This is a genomic window from Pseudomonas sp. CAM1A (assembly GCF_047501685.1).
Lineage (GTDB): Bacteria > Pseudomonadota > Gammaproteobacteria > Pseudomonadales > Pseudomonadaceae > Aquipseudomonas.
In genome coordinates this window covers 1-1,723 of record NZ_JBFNXP010000042.1, presented here as the reverse complement: position 1 = coordinate 1,723, position 1,723 = coordinate 1, and the positions used below count along the sequence as shown (strand labels likewise).

The window sequence follows — 1,723 nt, the reverse complement described above, 5'->3', positions numbered from 1 at the left end:
TGCAGGGCGGCGAAGGCGCCGAGCGGGCGCTGGGCATGTTCATCAACACCCTGCCGCTGCGGGTCAGCGTGGGAGCGATGGACGTAGTCGACGGCGTGCGCCTGACTCACCAACGCCTGGCGCGCCTGCTGGCCCACGAGCAGGCGTCCCTGGCCCTGGCCCAGCGCTGCAGTGGCGTGCCGGCCTCCCAGGCGCTGTTCACCAGCCTGCTCAACTACCGCCACAGTGCGGCCACCGGCGCCGAGCGGGCACAGGCCTGGCAGGGTATCGAACTGCTGGCCGCCCATGAGCGCAGCAACTACCCACTGGTGGTCAGCGTCGACGATCTGGGCGACGGTTTCGCCCTGACCGTGCAGGCCGTGCCGCAGGTGGACGGGCCACTGGTCTGTCAACTGTTGCAGACGGCTCTGGCGCGGCTGGCCGATACGCTGGCGGACACGCCGACGACACCGTTGAATGGTATCAACGCCTTGCCGGACGCCGAACGCGAGCGCGTGTTGCTGCAGTTCAACGCCACCCATCGCGACTATCCCCGCGAGCCGGTGCATGCCCTGTTCGAGGCGCAGGCCAAGGCCAGCCCGGATGCGCTGGCGGTGGCCGATGGCACGCGGCGCTGGAGCTACCAGGCACTAGACCGGCAGGCCAGCCGGCTGGCCGGGTATCTGCTGGAGCAGGGTGTACAGGCCGGCGACCGCGTGGCCTTGTTGCTGCCACGCTCGTTCGATCTGCTGGCGGCCCAGCTGGCCGTGAGCAAATGCGCGGCAGTGTACGTGCCGCTGGACGGCAATGCCCCGGCCGAACGTCAAGCGTTCATGGTGGCCGACAGTCAGGCGCGGATGGTACTGACCCACAGCGAGCAGCCTCAAGTGGCAGGCGCACGCCGGGTCGAACTCGACCGGCTCGACCTGAGCGACTATGCCGATGAGCCGCTAGACCTGCCGGTGGATGCCGGCAGCGCGGCGTACATCATGTACACCTCCGGTTCCACCGGCACGCCAAAGGGCGTGCAGGTGCCGCACCGCGCCATCGTGCGGTTGGTGCTCAACAACGGCTTTGCCGACTTCAATAGCCAGGACCGCGTGGCCTTCGCCTCCAACCCGGCGTTCGACGCCAGCACCCTGGAGGTCTGGGCGCCGCTGCTCAACGGCGGTGCGGTTGTGGTGATCGACCAGGACACGGTCCTGTCGCGCCAGGGCCTGCGTGAAGTGCTGCTGGAGCAAGGCGTCAGCGTGCTGTGGCTGACCGCCGGCCTGTTCCACCAGTTCGCCGATGACCTGCTGCCGGCGTTCCGTGGCCTGCGTTACCTGATGGTCGGTGGCGATGTGCTGGACCCGACGGTGATCGCCCGGGTATTGCGCGATGGCGCGCCGCAGCACCTGCTCAATGGCTACGGCCCGACCGAAGCCACCACCTTCAGCACCACCCACGCGATCAGCGAGGTGGGCGAGGGCAGCATCCCGATTGGCAAACCGATCGGCAACAGCCGCTGCTACGTGCTCGATGCTCGTCAGCAACTGCTGCCGGTAGGGGCGGTGGGCGAGTTGTACATCGCCGGTGACGGTGTGGCCCTGGGCTATCTGGGGCAGCCGGAGCTGACCGCTGAGCGCTTCCTGCCGGATCCGTTCAACGGCGGCACCATGTACCGCAGTGGCGACCTGGTGAGCTGGCAGGCCGACGGTACCTTGCGTTACCTGGGGCGTGCCGACCAGCAGATCAAGCTGCG

At 68.3% G+C, this 1,723-nt stretch carries 1 protein-coding gene; it reads left to right on the top strand.

Annotation, left to right across the window (positions count from 1 at the left end; all coding sequences use genetic code 11):
* Window positions 1–1,723: non-ribosomal peptide synthetase (locus ABZO33_RS26790; RefSeq protein WP_414538499.1), on the top strand; the 1,723-nt coding region annotated here is incomplete at both ends.